The sequence below is a fragment of the Cloacibacterium sp. TD35 genome (assembly GCF_028864635.1).
GTDB lineage: Bacteria > Bacteroidota > Bacteroidia > Flavobacteriales > Weeksellaceae > Cloacibacterium.
On sequence record NZ_CP104850.1, the window covers coordinates 2,231,529 to 2,251,739 of the forward strand.

The 20,211-nt window shown below is 32.3% G+C and carries 13 protein-coding genes and 1 tRNA gene; 5 read left to right on the forward strand and 9 right to left on the reverse strand.

What is annotated here, in order from left to right; all coding sequences use genetic code 11:
- Positions 1-77: 77 nt before the first annotated feature.
- Positions 78-5,963 (reverse strand): alpha-2-macroglobulin family protein, encoded by a 5,886-nt coding sequence (locus tag N7277_RS10375; RefSeq protein WP_274779475.1) that lies wholly within the window; start codon positions 5,961-5,963, stop codon positions 78-80.
- Positions 5,964-6,020: 57 nt separating this feature from the next.
- Here N7277_RS10375 and N7277_RS10380 point away from each other — a divergent pair, with 57 nt between their 5' ends.
- Genes N7277_RS10380 through N7277_RS10390 form a run of 3 tightly spaced genes read left to right on the forward strand, consistent with a single transcriptional unit; the run spans position 6,021 to position 8,155 of the window.
- A complete protein-coding gene (locus tag N7277_RS10380; protein WP_274779476.1) occupies positions 6,021-6,761 on the forward strand; it encodes a hypothetical protein in 741 nt (246 codons plus the stop codon).
- Positions 6,762-6,770: 9 nt separating this feature from the next.
- Positions 6,771-7,850 (forward strand): DNA replication/repair protein RecF, encoded by a 1,080-nt coding sequence (gene recF, locus N7277_RS10385; protein ID WP_274779477.1) that lies wholly within the window; start codon positions 6,771-6,773, stop codon positions 7,848-7,850.
- A 14-nt stretch (positions 7,851-7,864) separates the two neighbouring features.
- Positions 7,865-8,155 carry a hypothetical protein gene (locus N7277_RS10390; protein WP_274779478.1) on the forward strand — a complete coding sequence of 97 codons (291 nt, stop codon included), beginning with the start codon at positions 7,865-7,867 and terminating at the stop codon, positions 8,153-8,155.
- Here N7277_RS10390 and N7277_RS10395 read toward each other — a convergent pair.
- Genes N7277_RS10395 through N7277_RS10405 form a run of 3 tightly spaced genes read right to left on the reverse strand, consistent with a single transcriptional unit; the run spans position 8,133 to position 11,910 of the window.
- Positions 8,133-10,160 carry a recombinase gene (locus N7277_RS10395; protein WP_274779479.1) on the reverse strand — a complete coding sequence of 676 codons (2,028 nt, stop codon included), beginning with the start codon at positions 10,158-10,160 and terminating at the stop codon, positions 8,133-8,135. The genes N7277_RS10390 and N7277_RS10395 overlap by 23 nt on opposite strands.
- Positions 10,161-10,173: 13 nt before the next feature.
- Positions 10,174-10,818 (reverse strand): monofunctional biosynthetic peptidoglycan transglycosylase, encoded by a 645-nt coding sequence (mtgA, locus tag N7277_RS10400; protein WP_274779480.1) that lies wholly within the window; start codon positions 10,816-10,818, stop codon positions 10,174-10,176.
- A gap of 45 nt (positions 10,819-10,863) precedes the next feature.
- Positions 10,864-11,910: an ABC transporter substrate-binding protein gene (locus N7277_RS10405; RefSeq protein WP_274779481.1), complete on the reverse strand. Its 1,047-nt coding sequence runs from the start codon at positions 11,908-11,910 to the stop codon at positions 10,864-10,866.
- Between the two features lie 45 nt (positions 11,911-11,955).
- On the opposite strand from N7277_RS10405, the gene N7277_RS10410 reads away from it, so the two are divergent.
- Positions 11,956-12,029: transfer RNA gene (locus N7277_RS10410), tRNA-Arg, on the forward strand.
- A 147-nt stretch (positions 12,030-12,176) separates the two neighbouring features.
- Complete coding sequence (locus tag N7277_RS10415; RefSeq protein ID WP_274779482.1) at positions 12,177-12,887, forward strand: ABC transporter ATP-binding protein; 711 nt, start codon at positions 12,177-12,179, stop codon at positions 12,885-12,887.
- On the opposite strand, the gene N7277_RS10420 is transcribed toward N7277_RS10415, so the two are convergent.
- The 5 genes from N7277_RS10420 to N7277_RS10440 all read right to left on the reverse strand — a co-directional run bounded on the left by N7277_RS10420 (position 12,884) and on the right by N7277_RS10440 (position 20,187).
- The gene (locus tag N7277_RS10420; RefSeq protein ID WP_274779483.1) at positions 12,884-13,396 is read right to left on the reverse strand and encodes a threonine/serine exporter family protein; all 513 of its coding nucleotides are present in this window, start codon (positions 13,394-13,396) and stop codon (positions 12,884-12,886) included. The genes N7277_RS10415 and N7277_RS10420 overlap by 4 nt on opposite strands.
- A gap of 1 nt (position 13,397) precedes the next feature.
- On the reverse strand, positions 13,398-14,192 hold the full coding sequence (locus N7277_RS10425) for a threonine/serine ThrE exporter family protein (RefSeq protein WP_274779484.1): 795 nt from the start codon (positions 14,190-14,192) through the stop codon (positions 13,398-13,400).
- A 159-nt stretch (positions 14,193-14,351) separates the two neighbouring features.
- Entirely contained in the window at positions 14,352-15,230 is an 879-nt protein-coding gene (locus tag N7277_RS10430; protein ID WP_274779485.1) for a hypothetical protein, read from the reverse strand.
- A 156-nt stretch (positions 15,231-15,386) separates the two neighbouring features.
- Entirely contained in the window at positions 15,387-18,872 is a 3,486-nt protein-coding gene (locus N7277_RS10435; protein WP_274779486.1) for an efflux RND transporter permease subunit, read from the reverse strand.
- A gap of 73 nt (positions 18,873-18,945) precedes the next feature.
- On the reverse strand, positions 18,946-20,187 hold the full coding sequence (locus tag N7277_RS10440; protein ID WP_274779487.1) for an efflux RND transporter periplasmic adaptor subunit: 1,242 nt from the start codon (positions 20,185-20,187) through the stop codon (positions 18,946-18,948).
- Positions 20,188-20,211: the final 24 nt, after the last annotated feature.

Here is a 20,211-nt window from a genome sequence, read left to right on the forward strand (position 1 = left end):
TCCTTTGACATTTGTCAAAAAGTAAAATCGCCCACAAAAAATTTGTGGGCGATTTCATTTTCAATTTCAACTTTCAATTATTCTTGAATCGAAACTTTCGTTCCTTGTGTATGGGCGTTCATTTGCGGAGCATAATAGTTCTGCATCGTAGTAATTCCGTTGCTGAATGTTCCTGCTGCATTACAAATATAATCATACTCAAAAACGTATTTTCCTTTCGGCATGTATTCTATGTAGAAATTGGTAGAAGCATCTTTGGTAACCTGATAATAACCCAAATTATTCTTCCACTGATACCCAGAAAGTACATCTACTGGTTCAAAACCTGCTGCTCTCATATCTTTCAGATGAATGAATTCCATTTTTCTATCAGTGTTCAGAATCATTCTTACCGTTACTTTATCCCCGATTTTAAGAGGAGTATTTTCTGTAATTTTCTGCAATTCTTCACCATTTACCGTTTTCACTTTTTTGTACAATTCTTTGGTAATAGAAATATAACTTTCAGAAGATTTAATTTTGTCTAAATCCTCATAATACTGCCAGAATAAACCACCTTGTACAATTCCAGCACCCGATTTTGTAATGGTTACACTTGCTAAATTTTTATCTATTTTATCTGATTTCACCGCTGATTTTACGTAACCAGTTGCTTTTGTATCAGGATTGGTAAGTTCTTTTCCTGCCCAAATTATATTAGCTTTATCGCTTTCGGCTGAAGTCCAAGATTTTCCAGAATTTAAAATCGTGTAAATCACATCGGCAGTACTTCTGGAAGTATCCCAATTGGAAACTTCTTTCTGCGTAATCAACCAAATTTTCATTTCTTCCACAAAATTTACATCGCTTGTCAATTTATTGAAAGCTTCTAAAGCTCCAGCGTGATTTACCGTTTTAGAAGAATACCAACCCCAATCGTTGAGATTTTGTTTCCAATAAACGCCTTGCGTTTCACTTTGCACAGAAGTTTCTTTAAGATAAGTCATTAATTTTTTAGAAACGTCTTTTAAATTATACGCATCAAAAAGCAATGCGGCTCTGTGTAATCCAAAGAAAGTAAAGTCTGTAATCTCTGCTTTTTTCGCTTTTGCAATGACCAAATCTTTCATTTTCTTGCCTTCGCCTTTTAGCGGATATTCTTTCTCCCAATAATGACGAGAGTCTAAATAATCTAATACATAATTGCTCCAAACATTTTCTTTCTTCACCTCGAAATATCTGTTCACTTCATTGTCCAAATATTTCACCAAATTCGTCACCATTTCTTTTTGTTCCGAAGATTGATAATCTTCCAAATTTCCTTTCAACCATTCATTAATTCTGCCTAAATTTTTCAAAATATACAATGAATTGTAGTAAGAACTTGGGTAACCTGCGTACCAAGAGAAACCGCCATCAGGATTTTGCAATTTTTTCAGTTCGCTCCAATCTTGCTGAATCGAATTACGCATATTATTTGTATCAAATAAAAGCGAAAGTTTCGCCATTTGTTCAGTTTCATTTTTAGAATCTAAAATCCAAGGTGTTTCTTCCAATAACAATTGTTTCAATTCTTGATTTTTCTCAAGATTAGAGTTGAGTAAACCTTTAGATTGATATTCATCAAAAACAGTTTTCAGTTTCGGATTGGCTTTGAAAATTTCAGACGCCAAAACATCTGCAAACCATTTATTGAAAACCACATCCGCAGAAAGATTATTGTCATTTTTAAGACTTGGTAAAGCAAAAATCACTTCCCAAATCGGGTTGGTGGTCAATTCTAAAGTATTAGAAACATTAGTTGCCGTTTTAGAAGTATTATTTTTAAGATTTTCTAAAACAAAAGTCTTGGTTTGACCTTCTTTTACAAAAACCGGAACGGCATCGGTAACCAACATTCTATTTGGAAGAACCGCAATTGCTTTTTGTTCACCATCAGAAAGTTGACCTGCTTTTGCTACGTTTTTAATGATGATAGAAGAAACGCCATTCGGAACTTTTACATTCCATTGAATGGTTGTACTTCCGTTTGCATCTAAATTGAAAGATTTTTGAATATCGTTCAAATTAAATTTTGAAGAAATATCTTCATTTGTAAAAGCGTCTAAAATTTGTAATTGTGCTGTACCATTTAAATTTTTAGATGACAAATTTGCCAATTTTGATTTGAAAACCAATTCATCACCTTCTCTCAAAAATCTAGGATAATTAGGTGTTACCGAAAATTCTTTTTGTGTAACTACCGTTTTTTCTAAAGTTGCTGCTTGCGCATCTTTGGTATGTGCTAAAAACATCAGCTTCCATTGAGTAAGAGCTTCTGGAGAAGTAAATTCAAAAGATACATTTCCGTTTTTATCCGTCATGAGATTAGGATAGAAAAATGCCGTTTCGTTAAGATTCTGGCGAACTTTTATATTTTCTAAATCATTTTTAACAACTTTTTTACCATACCCAACCACAACAACTTGGTCAATTTCCTTAGATTGTGCAGCTTCTGCTTTCATTGAAGCCATCCCTCTAATTTTTATTTCTTTATTTACGGAAGAAACCTGAAGTCCAGGAGTTCTCCCTTGCAATTTATCAGTTATTGAACCATCAAACCAATCAAAATCAGGTCTATTAACACCGAAATTATTAAAATATTTCAGTCTTTTACTGTAATATTTTTGGTCTAAATTTTCATTAATTCCGTATTGAGAAATCCAATACGGTTTTTGATAAAGACTATGCCAAGAATAAGCATTTACAGCAAATTGGTCTAAAGATTTATCGTACATATTCGCCAAAACTTCAGCAGTTACTTTTTCTTTGGCATCACCAGAAATTTTCACACTCCATTTTTCGTTGTAATTCGGTTGTAATTTATCTCTAAACGTCACCAATTCTATTTTCAAAGGTTTTTTATCCGAAGAAATTTTCACATCTTGCGAAACAGTTTGCACATCATTGAAAGCAATCATTTGAAACTGAACATTCAGATTTTCTATGCTAATATCTTTCGGAAGTGAAACTTCGTAAACTAAAATTCTGTTTTTAATCGGCAATTGCTCAAATTGAGTTTTTCCATCGCCATTTTGAACATATATATTGACCAAAGCATCTGGAATTGCTGAATAAATATAGAATTTTGCTTTTTCGCTTCTGTTGTATTCAGTTTTTTCAGGAATTACTTTTAAAAACGGCTTTTGATGTTCAGAAAGTTTAGCTTTATCAAAAACTTCAAAAATTTTCTCCGTTTTGATGGTATCTTTTCCTTCGATGTTAAAGAGTTCGAATTTGTATTTTCCTGCTGATAAAGAGCCAAGAACCAAGATACTAGAGTCAAGATTTTTTGATTCTGATGCATCAGTTTTCGGTTCTTGATTTTTTTCAAAAATTACTTTCTCTACTCTATTTTCTTTCTCCGATTTATCAAAATAATCATGAGGAAATTTCTGTACAAAAACTTCTTTGCTAAAGAAAGGCGCATTCTGAATTTCACTCTCAAAATTGGTTCTAAAAACTCTTTCTTGAGGCACTAATTTTGACAGTTTTGCGGTGTAACTTTTCTTTAAAATTTGGTCATTGTAATTTTTGGTTTCTACTTTTACATTAATATTTTCATCCGTAAAATAATTTTCTTTCGCATCTGAAAGTGAGATGTAATGCGAAACAGAAGCTACTTTTAGATTGGTTTGGTCAGATTGCGTTTCTCCGTTAATATCGGTAACCGAAGCATTGATTTGATAATTATCAATCTGTATTCCTTCTAAAGTTTCATCTTTTTTAAGGTCAATTTTTATGGTGAATTCACCTTTTTCATTGGTTTTTACTTCGCCAAGAATTGAGTTTTCATTGTCATTTCCACGAGGATACCACCAGAAATATCTCCAACGGATATTCTGTTTTTTGATTTCGTAATTCACAGTGGCATTACTGAGCGGAACACCAGAAAACATCATGGCTTTTCCTTGCAGTTCTATGGTTTGTCCGTACTGATATTCTTGTTTTACCGGTTCAAAACTTACTTCAAATTTCGGACGTTTATATTCCTCTACTCGGAAACTTTTATAACCATCAATTACATAATCCGTCACATTATCGTCGTCATTATCTACTTGTATTGTAAATTGTCCGTTTAGTTTTCCTTGCGGAAGCGTAAAACTTCCATTCACAGAACCGAATTCATTGGTCGTTAAAGTTTGCGTAGAAATTTCTTCGCCATTTGTATCTTTCAAAGTGATATTCAGCTTCACTTTTGGCGTTACTTTTTCTTTATTGGTTTCACTGCTAAAAGCGGTACCAATTACTTTAAAATAAACAGTCTGTCCAGGTCTGTAAATCGCTCTGTCTAAGAAAATTTGCGCTTGTTCTACTTCATTTCTAGTGTTAAAAGAGGTATCGTACTGATTACCATAGACTTGCAAAAGATTCACATCATTGGTAGATGGTTGACGCACCAAAACATAGCGATAATATTGTTTTTTATCGTTTTCTGGAATTTTAAAACCAGCCTTGGCATCAGTAATTCCTGTTGATTTTTCTAGATTTTTATTAGAAACATATTCATAAAATTCTAAGTTTTCTTTTAGCAAAATTTTCCCGTTATTTCTGAACACCAATTGCAATTCGTTTTCGAAAATTTGTTGGTCTGATTTATTCTTAAAAATAATTCTAGAATTGGTGGAAATAAAGTAAAAATGGTCTTGAACATTGCCATCTACAAAATATTCTCCCACATAAATTCCCGAAGGAAGTGGCGCAATTTCCAGCGAAGTTTTATGAGAAGTGTAATCTTTGAAATTTTTCAAATGAAAAGTTTCTTTTTTTATCAAAGTTTTCTTGAGTTGAGAAAAATTATCTTTATCCCAAGAATTATAAATATATTTCAAAAAGCCTTGATAATCAGATTTCACTTCATAAATATTGAGCGAAAACTGTGAAGTATTTTTGTATTCTGCAACCAAATGAATCGGTTGGTTTGGCAAAATAGAAGTTTCAAATTTTATATTAACAAAAGGCTGTTTGATTTGATTATCCTGGTTTTTGATATTTTCTAAAAATTTAGATTTATGATAGGCTCTTTTCACCTTTTCAATCCAAGAAAGCGCTTCTTCAAATTTTTGTTTGCCTTGAAGATTGGAAATGATTTCTTGAGCAATTAAAACCTTATAATCGCCTTCATTAGCTGAATTATAAATAGAAATTAATTGTTCTTGTTTGTTTTTACAATTGGTAAAAGCACATTCATCATTCAGTTTTTGATGTTTGAAATAAAATTGCGCATTTTCTGAATTTTTAGCAATTAACGCATCATAAATTCCTAAAATTTTAGGCTGATTATCTTTCAGTTCATTTTTGGTGAAATAATTACTATCTTGAAGATAATCAATATATTGCATTGATTTATAATCAAAAAAACTAGGAAAATAAGCGATATCTTCTACTCCATCAAAAATCTCTACATATTTTGAAATTGCAATTTTTTGTAACGCTGCATCTTGCTTAGAAATTTCAGAAAAATGTTGGGCAAAATAATTTTTAAAATCCAATTTGCTCCAAGTTTCGATTTGAGAAAAATCTTGCTTTTCGCCAGTATTTACATTCGTTCTTTGGTTAATTTTCCATTGATTTTCATCATAATAATCTTGAAAAAAGTCTCCCAATAAAACTTTAAAGACTAATTTTTGTTCGCCTTTTAATTTTTGGTCAAAAGATTCTAATTTTTTAAAAAATTGAGAAGCGATATCATTTTGAGTATCATCTTCTGTAAGGTGAATCACGCTTAATTCTGCTTTCAAGGATTTAACCAATTGAATCGCATTATCTTCTGAAATCGCACGTTTTTGAATGTCTAGAATAATTGGAAGGTTAGATTTATATGTTCCTTTTTTATAATTTTCAGAAATTTTCTTCCATTGTTGGTCATAGTATTTTTGAGCTTTCATAGGAGTGATATTCCAAATAAGGAATAGCAAAATGAAGATTTTGGTTATGTTTTTCATACTTTTGGTTTTTAAACAAAGGGCATTTTCCAAAAAATGAAAAATGCTCCTCATATAATGAACGTTATAAATTTACTAAAAAATATTCTACTCAAGTCACAGGTATATGTTTCTCTGTGCGCAACGCTATTAGGCGTTTTCATCTTACAAGAGCAAGAATCTTACCAAAACCAATTGGCATTTCTTCTTTTCCTCACGTTTTGGAACGGATATTTTTTCACGGTCTATCACAAAAGAAAATTTGCAAAAATTTGGAATATTTTAGGATTTGTTCTTATCAGTTCAATTCTTTTGAAATATTTTGATCTCAATTTTTACTTGAAATGGCTTATCGTTTTGGTTCTTGGTTTTATTTACAATGCAGATTTTTTGAGCATTAATCTTAGAAAATTTTCTTTGGTCAAAACCTTTTACGTAGGATTTATTTGGGCGCTGAGTTTGGTTTGGTTTCCTTTAAAAGAGATGAATTGGGCGTGGTTTTTTATTATTTTCTTTTATACTTCAGCCATTACTTTTCCGTTTGAAATTAGAGATTTAAAACGAGATGATTTCACAACTTTGCCTATGAAAATTGGAATTCAAAACACCAAATATTTAAGTTATCTCTTTCTTTTTATCAGTTCAGCTCTGGCAATAAATTTTTTAAAATTTAATTATGCTTTAGCATTTTCTATCAATACAATCTTGGCTGCTATTTTGGTTTATTTATCACATCAAAAACGTGCAGATTGGTATTATTCTTTTTTAATGGAAAGCTTGAGCTTAATGCCGTTTTTAATTCTCATTTTATTGAAGTAATTTTGCTACATGATCATCAAAAATCTGAAAATATTCAATTTCAAAAATCATAGTGAAAAATCATTCGATTTTTCGCCAGAAATCAATTGTTTCGTGGGAAATAACGGCGCAGGAAAAACCAATATTCTGGATGCGCTTCATTATCTTTCGATGGCAAAAAGTTTTCTAGGAAATCTTGATGCTCAAAACATCTTATATGACAGTGATTTTTTTGCGTTAGAAGCAGAAATTCAAGGAGAAGAAAAAAATGACATCATCAAAGTGCAATTGCCCAAAGAAGGTAAAAAAATCATTAAAAAAAATGAAAAAACCTACGAAAGAATTGCAGACCACATTGGTTTTTTGCCAAGTGTTATGATTTCTCCATATGATGCGAATCTCATTTCTGATGGCAGCGAAAGCAGAAGAAAGTTTCTAGATGCCATGATTTCTCAGACCGATTCTGATTATCTTTTTGCCCTTATTCAGTACCAAAAAACGCTTCAGCAAAGAAATGCACTGCTCAAATATTTTGCTAAAAACAGAACTTTCGACCTCGATTCTCTAGAAATATACAATGACCCTTTAACCAAATTTGGAACTCAAATTTTTGAAAAAAGACAACGATTTGTAGCGTCTATTTTGCCAACAATCCAGCATTTCTATGAGATTATTTCAAAAGGAAACGAGAAAGTTACCGTGATTTACGAAAGTAATTTGAATGAACAAAATTTCGAAGAAATTTTAAGCGAAAACCTTGAAAAAGACAGAGTTCTCACTTATACTTCACGAGGAATTCATAAAGATGATTTGCGCTTCGAAATGAACGGAAATTTGATAAAAAAATTCGGAAGTCAAGGTCAACAAAAATCTTTTCTCATTGCTTTGAAATTGGCTCAAATAAAAAGGATTAAAGATATCACGAATAAAAATCCTATTCTTCTTTTGGATGATATTTTTGATAAATTAGATGACAATAGAGTTTCTCAGTTGATAGAATTGGTAAACCAACAGAATTTCGGACAGATTTTCATTACAGATACACACAGAGAACGTACAGAATCTGTGGTGAAAAGGATTAATGAAGAAAGTAAGATTTTTCAGATTTAAGAAGTAACTCAAACATGAAAAAGAAAAGAGAATATCAAAGTTCTGAATTGGTGAAAAGTTTTGCCAAGTTGTATGGTTTTGAAGATAAATTGATGGCTTTACAAGTCAAGGATTTTTTGAAAAGTTATTTAGACGAAGCCTTTTTCAAAGAAATAGAAAGTGTAAATCTGAATGAAAAAATTCTAGAAATCAGGATAAAATCTCCACTTTTCAGAAATGATTTTAGAATGAAAAAATCATTTTTCTTAAAGAAATTTCAAGAAGAATTTGGCGCAGACCAATTTATGGATGTGTATGTTTTGTAGTATCCAAAATTAATTTTTTGGCTCTTTCGTCTAACACAGAACGAATTGGGAAAAAGAAAATCAGCGGATTTTTGAAGAAATATTTAATGATGCTTCGGTTAAGGTTTCTTACCTCACCAAAGTTCACTTTTCTAGAACGGAATGCTAGAAACATTGACAATCCAAAACTTACAATAAAGTTTAAGAACCCAATTACAAATACCGTTACAAAAGCAATAATAAACGTTTGGGTATCAATTGAAAATTCTTTTCCATATAATCCTAAGGCAAAATTTCCGGCCGCGAAGGTAATGTGACGAATATCTAAATCCAGTCCAAAAAACTTACCGATAGTAGCTGTAGAACCTAAGAAAATCCCTAACCAAAGGTTAGACATTATTCCCGCCCAGTTTTTAGAATAATACTGTGAAAGACTTTCAGCAAAATTTCTTCCGAAAAGGTAATGGATATAAGGATTTTTGGCAATTCTCTCTGGTATTTTATAAAAAACAGAGGTGTTGCCTACATTTCCTGCAATAATTCCCGAAATGAATAGATAAAATCCCGCTAAAGCTGCATGGAATAAAGCTTTAGAGTGAAATGGGTCTAAATCTTTGAGCAATGTGGAAGATTTTTCGATGGCAAAATTCTGTCCGAAAAGAATTTCTAAACCATAAATAATGGCCAAAGCAATCGGGAAACTCAGCAATACATTTCCTACAAACGCAATGAACTGACTCCTGAATAATTTGGAAACCAAATGAGCAAAATCTAGATAATTTTTAGAAGTATTTTTACCGTCAGAAAGCACTTTTGCCATCGTTGCAGCAGTCATGGCTGGTTGTTTTGTAGCAAGTGTGAAATTCATTAAGTAAATCATAATGAAACCCATCGCATAATTAAAAGAGTATAAAAATGCATGGTAAAATTCACTACCTGGAACATAAGCATATAGCATTTTTATGACACAAAGCGCACCTACAATAATTCCACCACCACTTGCTTTTTTGAACATTTTAAGATATTCTTTTGGTGAAGTCGTGATATAACCAGTTCCTGTTTCTGCAGTGTGTGTAGTAATGAGATGCGAAAGCAATGTGGTACTGTCATTAAATAAATCTCGGATGTTATTACGGTGAGATTTATAATCTAAAATATTGATAACCAAATTTTTAGACTTTTTTATCACATCTTTTTCATCATCAATGACTAGAAGCTCTAAAATTTCTGAAATACGCTGTAATTGTTGACGAATTTTGAGTAATGACTGGTTGGTTTTACCAGAAATACCGTATTTAGAAGCATTTTTGAACGCTTTATTCGTGAAAGCAAAACACTGCTGAAGATAAATTTTAATTTGCTTATAATGGCTGTCTTTAGAAGTAAGAACGATGGCTTGATTCTTTTTGAAATCGCTGATAAGAATATCTAGCTCATCTTGTAATGCTAAAAATGGATTATCGAAATTTTTATATTCTGGAGCCATTTTCAGCACATCTACATCTAAAGCGTTACCTATAACTCGCCAAGCCAAAATATTCATAGAAAAAAGAAGTTCTTTTTTCACTTTTGGCTGTAAAATCATGCGCTCAATTTCTAAAATTCTGAAAAGTTCATCAGATTCTTGCCTAGAAATCTTTTTGATGAATTTAAAATCAGCTTTATCTCTGAAAAAAACGTTTGAAATAACGTTAGATATATTATTATCATCTTCTACTGGGGGTAGAAACTTTGACAAAATTCTTTTTCTTAGTTCAGGAAAAAAAGCATCTTCTGACAAAATATTTGCCTCTGTGAGAGAAAGATTAAAAGCTCTTCCCATAAAGACGGTATTGATGTAATACACCAAATTTTGTCTTATTTCTTCGTGCTCTTTAAGAAAAGTTAAAAATTCAGAGAAATTTTCTTTTTGTAAAGAATGAAAAAGCTCTGAAAGAGGTTTTAAATCACGCGTTTCGTTCTTGATAGAAAAATATTTATCAAGAATCTCTGCTGAACTTTGCGATGTATTGAATTTAAACCTCATTAATAATCTTTATTTACTCCAAACTTACATAATTCATTTGTCTCATCACCCAAGCATGTTTTCTAGAAAGGTAAACGCTCGGATTTTTTGGATCATATTTCTTAGGATTTGGAAGGCACACGGCAATCCAAGCTGCTTCTGATTTGGTTAAATCTGCTGAAGATTTCCCAAAATAATAGTGACTTGCTGCTTCTACACCGAATACGCCTTGTCCCATCTCAATGGAGTTAAGATAACGTTCCAAGATGATATCTTTGCTCCAAACTTTTTCTATGATAAAGGTAAAAATAGCTTCTAGACCTTTTCTCACATAACTTCTACCGTTCCAAAGGAAGACATTTTTAGCGGTCTGTTGAGAAATTGTACTACCTCCTTTCAGTTTTTTTCCTTTTTGATTATCTGAAAATGCTTTTTGGATGGCTTGAAAATCAAAACCATTGTGTCTGTAAAAATTCTGGTCTTCGCTAGCAATAACCGCTTTTTTTACGTTTCTACCCATTTCATCAAAACTAATGTAATCTCTATCTAGTTTTTGGTATTTTACCAGACCTTCTATTTGGGTAATGGTAATGATAGGATTAAAGAATCTTCCCCAAATAATAGAAAAAATGCTGATGATGACAATGGTATAAAATAGTTTCTTAATAAATTTCCACATAAAAATGTAATCTATAATAGTTTATTTAAGTTGCAAAAATAACGACTAATTCAGTTTTTTCATATATTTTAATGAATCTTTTGGAAAAATCTCTGGATGAAAAATTTTAATATAGTCTTTCAGCACCCAATCTGCTCTCACTACTCCACTTTCGAAATAATCATTAGCAGAACCTTTTTCTCTACCAGAAATCGTGTAAATATAGCCTTTTTGATAGACTTTCATCTTCTCGTAATTCGGATTGATATTGAGTAGATCTTTCTTGTTTTTATGATTTCCTACATTCACCCAAAATTCTGCATTTTCGGCTTTAGAAAATACTTCTTCAAAGCTTTTCGGGGTAGATTTAGCCTCTGAATTATCCCCAAAAATATAATGGGCATTTGCATCTTTTATAAAATGTGCGATTTGAGAGTTTCCACCTGCTACATACCACTGACTTCCGTAAATTTCATTGGTCAAAACCTGCGGTTTTTGATTAGAATTTGTAGCTGAATTTTTATACGAATTATAATTTTTTTCAATTTCTGAATATTTTTCTATAGCTTCCTTTTCTTTACCGAGAAGTTTACCAAAAACCTCTATTATTTTTGCTTTTTCGAGGGGTTTCTCTTCTAAATATTCATCAATAAAGATAATTTCTATTCCGTTTTTCTTTAGAATTTCATAGGTATTCTCAAAACTGGCAACGTAATTGGTGAAAATAGCATCTGGTTGATACGCAATGATTTTTTCTACGTTGTATTTCTGTTCGTTTCCAATGTTTTGAATTTTATTTTCTTGGATTCTTTTCTGTATTTTTTCTGAAAAAATGTATTCTGGACTAGAAACCCCAATGATTTTTTCTTCTGCACCTAATTCTGTAATATATCCTACCAAACTTGCGTTGAGCAACATAATTTTTTGGTACGGCAATTTAGAATGCGGAATTTTATATTGATGTTTTCCTGATTTTAAGAGTAAAAACTCGCCATTTTCTTTGAACTGAATGCTTTTAGAAATAACAATCCAATCTGTGGTTGATTGATAAGTTTCTTTTTTACAAGAAATTACCATTAATAACGCTAAAAAAGCAAAAAAATACGATTTCATTCTTCAAAGAAAGCAAAAAAGCATTATATTTGCAAACCGAATTTCGGCCTCGTGGCGCAACTGAATAGCGCATCTGATTACGGCTCAGAAGGTTACAGGTTTGAATCCTGTCGAGGTCACAAAAATCCCAAGAAATTTCTTGGGATTTTCTTTTTGGAATAAATTCCAATTTTATAAAACCAATCGTTCCTAAGGAACGCTTTATTTTCAAAATATTATCTCTATTTTTGCGTTAACAAATTACTATTTCTTATTACGGATTACTTATGTCTTTAGAAATCAAAAATCTTACAAAAAAATTTGGCGAACAAACAGCGCTTCACAACATCAATTTAGAAATTGACAAAAATGAAATCATAGGATTGCTTGGACCGAATGGTGCTGGAAAATCTACCTTGATGAAATCTATTGTTGGTGCTCTAAAAATAGAAGAGGGAGAAATTATTTTTGATGGAAAAAACATTACCGAAAACGAAACAGAAGTAAAGAAAAACATCGGTTTTTTGCCAGAAAATAATCCACTTTATTTGGAAATGTATGTGAAAGAATATTTGCAATTCGTGGCAGATATTCATCAGATTTCTAAAGAAAAAGTAGATGAAATCATAGATTTAGTAGGAATTTCTCCTGAAAAATCAAAGAAAATTTCTCAGTTATCAAAAGGTTACAAACAACGTGTTGGCTTGGCTCAAGCCATTCTTCACGCTCCAGATTTATTAATTCTAGATGAACCAACGAATGGTCTTGACCCTAATCAAATTCTAGAGATTAGAAATGTCATTAAAGAAATTGGCAAGGAAAAAACCGTAATCCTCTCTACTCACATTATGCAAGAAGTAGAAGCACTCTGTACTAGAGTGATTTTGATTCACCAAGGAAACATCGTACAAGATGCTGATATTGCAGATTTCAAAGGGAAATTCAATAATTTAGAAGAAGCTTTTGCTCATTATACCAGCGTAAAAATAGAAGACTAATCGTTTTCTATTTTTCTTTTGTGGGCGAATTTCAGCATTTTCACACTCGATTGTCTGAAAAGCAATACACTGATGGAAATTCCTACTGCCAAACAAAACAATAAAGAAGCGGTAAGAACCAAATTATGAAAAGTATTGTCTAAATCTTGAGGGTTTCTGGCTAATCCGCTTTCGTCTGTCAATCGAATAAAGCCCAACATGGTTTTATAGGCGTACATTCCGGGAATCATGGTAATACAAGCTGGCATGGTGAAAACAATAGGCGGAGTGTGAACTCTATGCGCCAAAATAATTCCCAATAAACCAATAAGCACTGTTCCTGAAAGTGTAGAAGTAATTAATCCCAAACCGACTCCTTCGTACAAAGTAAAACGCAAAGCGTGACCTAAACCACCAAGCAACCCTGCGATTAATAGAACTCTGTTTGGAGTGTTAAATAAACTTCCAAAACCTACTGCAACACAAAATGCGAAGCTAAAATCCTTTATGATTAATAGAAAAAAATCCATTTTAGTAAAAATTATTAATTCCAAAAATAAGAATACTCAAAGCCATTCCCGCAGCAATACACAATAAAAGAAATCCCGAGTAAAAACCTCTTGCGATAGCTGTTGCTACATATCCTTCGATTAAATCTATGACGGCATTCACCAATTGAACACCTGGAACCAAATACAGAACTGATGTAGCCAAGGCTTTTTCGGGGAGTGCACCTATTCCATAAAAAACATTAATAGAAGCAATAAAACTAGTGACAAATGCTCCACCACTAATCGCCAACATCACATTAAATTTTCGTTTTGAAATTTCTTGTCTAGCAAGTAATCCCAGCATAGAAGCAAAAAACGCAAAAGTGGCATCTATGAAATCTCCTTTGGCTAAGATACAAAGAGATGCACACGCAACCCCTACCCCTAGCACAATTTGAATTCGCTTATGATGAGAAAGTTTTTTAATTTTATCAAACTCTCTTTTAACATGTTGATAGCTTAAATTATCACTCACTACCTTCCATGAGAGTAAACTTATTTCATTAAGAATCCCGAAATGTACACCATGACTTGGTAATCTTTTATAATGAGTGGCGGTTTCTGAAGGGTTATTTCTCATTTTAGTAGTGAGAATAATACCATTGAAAGAGTAAAAAATTTCTATATCAACCCCAAAAACATCTGCAATGCGTTTTATATTTCTATCTATTCTACCGCAATGCGCTCCTGCAACCATCAATGTAGAGCCTATATCTAAGAGTAAATCATTATAAATTTCGATTAGAGGCTTATCTTGTTGCAATTCAGATTTCATCTTTACATTTTTATTTTACAAAGTTAGGGATTACAAAAATGCTATGATTAATAATTATAACTATTTTATATCATAAAAAAACAGTTGCAATTTTCATTGCAACTATTTTGCTAAATCAATAGCGTATTCAAAGAGTTGTTTTTTTATTATAATTATAAGTTATAATGTAATATTTACTACACCATAATCTATGGTGAGAACAGGCTCATAAAAGAATATTGGAGAGTTATCACCACTACCTAAATAGAGAACAATTCCATTGTTAATAATTTCTTGTGTAACTACTATTGGAGAAAGTACCAATTCATCTCTTACATACGGGAAACTACTTGTTTTGGTTTGTCTAAACATTAAATCTTTAATTTTTCTACCACCTACATAAGTACCATTAGTAGTGTTAACTACTGCATTACCAGTATATGCAACAAAACGAGAAGCATTAGCATTAGAGGTTACTTCAGGATATTTTAATGCAATATTAATTGTAATGGAATATCCCAATAATTGCTGTGGCACATTAATTTTTTTGTTGACATTATCCCATATCACAAAATTATTAGGTGCACCTGCAAGAGGATTATTGATAATAATATCATCTCCTGGAGCATTATAGTCACAGTCAAAAAGTTTTAATCCTGGTGAAGCTGGAGCAATTAAAGGAATTGGAACAGGGGCAAATGGATAGGTATCAGAGTCATTTAATACCGCATTTAGCGGTTTAATAACGCTGTTGTAAATATTGGTAAAATTTACTTGTCCTAATCCAGACCATTTGGTTCCATCCCAATAATAAATTCCTTTTCCTGTAGTTGTATTGGTATTATAGGCTAATAATCCTTCAGCAATAGTGGATGTAACAACTGGTAGCTTAGAATTTAAATCAGAAATACTAAAATAAGGTAAAAGAAAACCTTTATTACTAGAATTTAAGTGTAACACGGCAGATTCTTGAGGTTCAGCAGTATTAATTCCTACTTGGGAGAATGTTAAAATAATGGAAAACACTCCCATTATAAACATGTAGAGTTTTGTTTTCATTTCTGTGTTTTTTGTTCCCTAAAGTTACCCACATTAACTAACAATTCAAATACTACATTTTACGTATTTTTAAAAAAAAATTCCCACCAAGTGAATTGGTGGGAACTTTCAAAATAAACTATTAAAACAAAACTATGAATAGTGTAATTAAAGCAACTAGGCGTTACTAAAATTTTCTTTAAATTTCAATTTTTCTAATTTTTTAGCTCTTCTTCTTATTTTTAGCTTACTCACCAAGTAGAACATTACTGGCACCATAAGCAATGTTAAAAACGTTGCAAAAGTTAGACCAAAAATAATCGTCCAAGCGAGTGGTCCCCAGAATGCTACGTTATCACCACCGATAGAAAGGTGAGGATTAAGCGTAGTAAGGAAACTCCAAATATCAAAATTAAGTCCTACTGCTAGTGGAATAAGTCCTAATACTGCTGTAGTTGCGGTTAATAATACTGGTCTTAATCTCGCTTTACCAGATTCTATAATCACTTCTTTTACCTCGTCTATAGATAAGTCATCATGTGTTTCTACACCTTTTTCAGCAATTTTTTCGTCTAATCTCAGCACAAAGAAATCCATCAATACAATACCATTCTTCACTACTACACCTGCAAGAGAGATAATTCCCATCATGGTCATTAAGATAACAAAATCCATCTTGAAGATTGTTAATCCTAAGAACACCCCACTAAAACTCAATAAAATAGTCGTCATAATAATGAACGTTTTAGATAATGAGTTAAACTGGAATACAATAATACCGGTTACCAAACTCATCGCCAAGAAAAGTGCTAAGAATAAGAAACTTTGGTTCTTGCCTTGTTCTTCTTGCTCTCCAGCAAATTTGAAGGTTACCCCTTCTGGTAATTGGTAATTCTTCATATCTTTTTTCAACTTTTGCACAATTTCATTGGCATTAGCATCTTTAATGATATTAGAATAGACCATAATGGTTCTGGTATTATCTTTTCTTTTGATTTTACTGAAGGTTTTTTCTTCATTAAATCTTGCAAAAGTAGAGATTGGGATTTGCAACAACTGTCCTTTATTATTTTGGAAAGTAATCGGTTGGTTAAATAACGCACTCTGATTTTTACGTTGATCTTCCTGTAATCTTACTGCGATTTGATAATCATCTTTAATATCTTTAAAAGTAGAAATCTCTTGACCAAACATGGCTCTTCTCAGCGTAATACCTGTATAAGCAGTAGATACACCCATATTACCAGCAACTTCTCTATCAATGTCAATAATAAGCTCTGGAGAGTCTTTATTTACATCTGCTTGAAGTTTTTCAATTCCTGAAATGTTTTTAGAATTAATGAAGGCAATTAATCTTTGAGATTCATCAATTAATTGGTTATAATCATCTCCTTTTAATTCGATGGAAATAGGATAACCTACCGGCGGTCCAGATGCTTGTTTTTCTACTGTAATATTAGCACCTGCAATCTGAGGAATGGTTGTTCTAATTTCTTCTAAAACCTCTTTGGTATCTACACCTCTTCTGTCAGCAAATTCCACAAAATTGATGGTAATTTTAGATTTATGAGGGGTTTCTGCTTGTGAGCCAGCTTCTACCTGCGGATTTACAGCACCTTTCCCTACTTGAGTTACCATACTTTCTACCAAGAAATTTTCTCCAGTTTTTTTATCTTTAAACTTAGAAAGCGTATTTAAGATACTTTTTTCAATCACTTTGGTAGCTTGATTGGTTTTGCCGATGTCTGTTCCTTGTGGGAAATCCATATAAACATACATTTGCTTAGGCATAGAATCTGGGAAGAATAGTACTTTTGTCCATTTCGTAGCAAAAGAAACTCCCATAATAACAAATGACGCTACCAGTAAACCGACTACATACATTAACGCTTTTTTTGGTTTACCATCTAAAAGTTTTCTTAAGAAATCTTGATATTTCACTTCTAGTTGAGGGAAGAATGTCTCTTGGAAATGAACAATTTTTCCAAAGAAATAGTTTTTGTACAACCAAATTGCCGCAATGGCAAATACTGAAAGTGTAGCCAAAGCAAAATAAGCTTTTCCTACAAAAATTCCTAAAATAAGTCCTAATAAACCTATTCCTCCGAAAATTATTGTGAGTTTTTTATTGGTTTCTGTGGTTAAATTTTCGTCTTTAAGCGTCATACTTCCACCAGTCATCGATGCGTTAATAATCATCGCTACAAATAATGATGCTGATAAGGTTACAGAAATCGTAATTGGGAAATATTTCATAAAATTACCCATAATTCCTGGCCAGAATAACATCGGGAAGAATGCTGCTAATGTAGTAAGTGTAGAAGAAATTACTGGGAAAGCAATTTCACCAATACCATATTTAGATGCTAAACTTCTGGAAAGTCCTTTCTCCATATTGGCATAAACATTATCTACCACCACAATTCCGTCATCTACCAACATTCCTAATCCCATTACCATTGCAAAAAGCACCATGGTATTCAAAGTAATTCCCATAGCATGAAGAATCGCAAACGCAATCAACATAGAAAGTGGAATTGCAGTTCCTACGAAAAGTGAATTCTTCATTCCCATCGAGAAACTTAAAACTCCCATTACCAAAAGAATACCGATAATAATGTGATTGGCTAATTCATTTACCTGATGCTCTACTTGTGTAGATTGGTCTGAAGTAGTGGTGATTTTTACATCTTTCGGAATATAGGTTTCTTTCGCTTTTTCTATTTTTTCGTTGGCTTGCTCGATGGCATCAATCATGTTAGAACCCGAACGTTTTTTCAGGTTAATCATCACTACATCTTGCCCCATTTCTCTGGCGTAAGTCGTCTTTTCTTTTTCTTTAAAAGAAACCTTAGCAATGTCTGAAATTTTCACGCCTTCTTTCACCACAAAATCATTGATTTCACTTGGCGAAACAACTTGACCTTTAATCCTAACATTATTTCTATAACCATCTGTAGTAAGGTTTCCTCCAGAAATGGTAATATTTTCGTTTTTAATCGCTCCGATAACATTGTCAAAACTTACTTGGGCAGCATTCATTTTATATAAATCAAGTGCTACTTCTACTTCGTTTTCGTCTACTCCTAAAATAACAGCATCTTTGATTTCTGGAATATCTTCCATGTCATCTTCTAACTGTTCTGCGTATTTTTTGAGCGTTTGTTTCGGGTAATTTCCTTTTACATTAATATTTAGAATAGGAAATTCTTCTGCAATATTTAAGTCAAAAACGGAAGGCTCTACCTTAGAACCACTGTCTAGATTTGGCCAGTCTTGACTTCCTTTGGTTTCGTCTACCTTATCTTTTATTCTAATTTTCGCTTCTTGAATTGGTGTTTTATCGTCAAATTCTACGATAATTAAACAGTAATCCTGAAATGAATTAGAAGTTACCTTAATTACGCCAGAAACGTTCTTAAATTTATCTTCTAATTTTTTGGTAATCAGTTTCTCTACATCTTCAGCCGAGTTCCCTGGATAAACAGATGAAATGTAAACTTTATTTTCTACTACTTCTGGAAAAGATTCTCTTGGCATAGAAAAATAAGCTACTATACCTAGAACTACGATGATAAATGTAAGCAAATAAACGGTTACTCTATTATCTACAGCCCAGCTTGAGAAGAAAAATTCTTTTTTATGATTATTATTTGAACTCATATATTTATTTGTTTCAAGTTTTCAGAATTCAAGTTTTACACTTGATTCTTTTTACTTTTTACTTGGCTCTTTATTACTGAATTTTAATTTTTTGTCCGTCTACTAAAGTTTTAGAACCATCGGTAATTAAGATATCACCTTTATTTAATCCGCTCTTAATTTCTATAGAGTTTTCAGATTTTTCACCTTTGGTTATGAATACTTTTTTAGCCACTCCTTGGTTTCCGTTTACATTTTTCGCTACGAAAACGAAAGCTTTATAAGCAGCATCTTCATAAATATACTGAGACGGTACTACAATCGCATTTGGATTAAAATAATCTTCAATTTTTACTTTAGCCAAAAGGTTTGGTTTAATGATTCCACCTTGGTTAGCAATCGGAACTTGAATGGTAAAAGTTCTATTCGCTGGGTTAATAAAATTAGAAGTTAATCTTACTCTAGAATTTATCGTTTTCTTCAACATTGGGAAATCTACAATTACAGAAGTTCCCGCTTTTACGTTTGAAAGGTAAGTTTCTGGAACTTTGGCTTCTACTCTCATCGCAGTAAGGTTAATCAACTTCACAATTGGCATTCCTGGAGAAACCACCTGTCCTGTTTGTTGCATTACTTCGTCTATCACACCAGAAAATGGTGCTCTAATTGCTGTTTTGCTGAGTGTAGCTGCTACTGCGTCTGCTGCTTTTTGAGTGGCTGCCACTTGGCTTTGTACTGCCGAAACTTGTTTTACGCTTGATTCATAATTAGTTTTAGCTTGTAAAAACTGAATTTCTGAACCGATTTTTTGTTTCCAAAGAGAAGCTTGTTTTTCGTAAGTGATTTTTGCCAATTCAGAAGCAGATTTTACTTGTTGTAATTGAGCATTAACTGCAGAAACTTGAATTTGTGCTTGTTTTAATTGGTCTGCTAAACCACCATCTGCTACTCTACCAATCACTTGACCAGCACCTACATATTGACCTTGACGAACATAAAGTGTTAAAGTTCCTGGCATTTGTGGCTGAACTGCTACATCTTGGTCTGTAGTAACATTTCCTTGAAGTTCTATATAGTGAGCAAAATTAGTTAATTCTAATGGCAAGATAGAAACAAAACCCTGAGTTTGGTTTACGCCAAAAGTTGACAAATTCTGGTCTACATTTTCAATTAAAGCATTAATGCTATCTACTCTTTTTTGCTGTTGATCACGGTAAGCTTGCAAACCTTTTACGTCTTTTTTAGCGATAAGATCAGCTAAAGTGTCATCTGTATTTTCTTTTTTACAAGAAATTACTGCTAAAGATAATAAGATGGGTAAAAATATTTTTTTCATAATAGTAGTTTTCAAATTTTTTGA

What these genes read in the sequence shown, in the direction of transcription:
- N7277_RS10375 (WP_274779475.1), bottom strand. Translation starts at nt 5,963, where the DNA reads ATGAAAAACATAACCAAAATCTTCATTTTGCTATTCCTTATTTGGAAT.
- N7277_RS10380 (WP_274779476.1), top strand. Translation starts at nt 6,021, where the DNA reads ATGAACGTTATAAATTTACTAAAAAATATTCTACTCAAGTCACAGGTA.
- recF (WP_274779477.1), top strand. Translation starts at nt 6,771, where the DNA reads ATGATCATCAAAAATCTGAAAATATTCAATTTCAAAAATCATAGTGAA.
- N7277_RS10390 (WP_274779478.1), top strand. Translation starts at nt 7,865, where the DNA reads ATGAAAAAGAAAAGAGAATATCAAAGTTCTGAATTGGTGAAAAGTTTT.
- N7277_RS10395 (WP_274779479.1), bottom strand. Translation starts at nt 10,160, where the DNA reads ATGAGGTTTAAATTCAATACATCGCAAAGTTCAGCAGAGATTCTTGAT.
- mtgA (WP_274779480.1), bottom strand. Translation starts at nt 10,818, where the DNA reads ATGTGGAAATTTATTAAGAAACTATTTTATACCATTGTCATCATCAGC.
- N7277_RS10405 (WP_274779481.1), bottom strand. Translation starts at nt 11,910, where the DNA reads ATGAAATCGTATTTTTTTGCTTTTTTAGCGTTATTAATGGTAATTTCT.
- N7277_RS10415 (WP_274779482.1), top strand. Translation starts at nt 12,177, where the DNA reads ATGTCTTTAGAAATCAAAAATCTTACAAAAAAATTTGGCGAACAAACA.
- N7277_RS10420 (WP_274779483.1), bottom strand. Translation starts at nt 13,396, where the DNA reads ATGGATTTTTTTCTATTAATCATAAAGGATTTTAGCTTCGCATTTTGT.
- N7277_RS10425 (WP_274779484.1), bottom strand. Translation starts at nt 14,192, where the DNA reads ATGAAATCTGAATTGCAACAAGATAAGCCTCTAATCGAAATTTATAAT.
- N7277_RS10430 (WP_274779485.1), bottom strand. Translation starts at nt 15,230, where the DNA reads ATGAAAACAAAACTCTACATGTTTATAATGGGAGTGTTTTCCATTATT.
- N7277_RS10435 (WP_274779486.1), bottom strand. Translation starts at nt 18,872, where the DNA reads ATGAGTTCAAATAATAATCATAAAAAAGAATTTTTCTTCTCAAGCTGG.
- N7277_RS10440 (WP_274779487.1), bottom strand. Translation starts at nt 20,187, where the DNA reads ATGAAAAAAATATTTTTACCCATCTTATTATCTTTAGCAGTAATTTCT.